Origin of the sequence: Streptomyces lushanensis, from assembly GCF_001700515.1 — a bacterium.
Taxonomy (GTDB): domain Bacteria; phylum Actinomycetota; class Actinomycetes; order Streptomycetales; family Streptomycetaceae; genus Streptomyces; species Streptomyces lushanensis.
The window spans coordinates 264-678 of record NZ_MAUD01000674.1; the positions used below are offsets into that span (position 1 = coordinate 264).

At 70.6% G+C, this 415-nt stretch carries 1 protein-coding gene; it reads left to right on the forward strand.

The window, feature by feature from the left end; genetic code table 11:
• On the forward strand, window positions 1-402 hold a 402-nt coding region (locus BFF77_RS32315; RefSeq protein WP_141698621.1), incomplete at its 5' end, for an energy-coupling factor ABC transporter ATP-binding protein.
• Between the last annotated feature and the right edge of the window lie 13 nt (window positions 403-415).

Below are 415 nucleotides of genomic sequence, written 5' to 3' on the forward strand. Positions count from 1 at the left end.
GTCACCGCGCTGGGCCGGGTCGGGATGGCGGAGTACGCGGACCGGCCGCCGCACCATCTGTCCTTCGGGCAGCGGCGCCGGGTCGCGGTGGCGACCGTCCTCGCGATGGAACCCGAGATCCTCGTCCTCGACGAGCCCTCGTCCAATCTCGATCCGGCGTCCCGGCGTGAACTCGCCGACATCCTGCGCTCGCTGGACATCACCGTGCTGATGGTCACGCACGATCTGCCGTACGCGCTCGAACTCTGCCCGCGCGCGGTGATCCTCAGCGACGGTGTCATCGTGGCGGACGGGCCCACGCACCGGCTGCTCGGCGACGAGACGCTGATGGCCGCGCACCGGCTGGAGTTGCCGTTCGGATTCGACCCGCGTTCCGTGTCGCCCGGACACGTTGCACCATAGAGGGGGTCGCGCC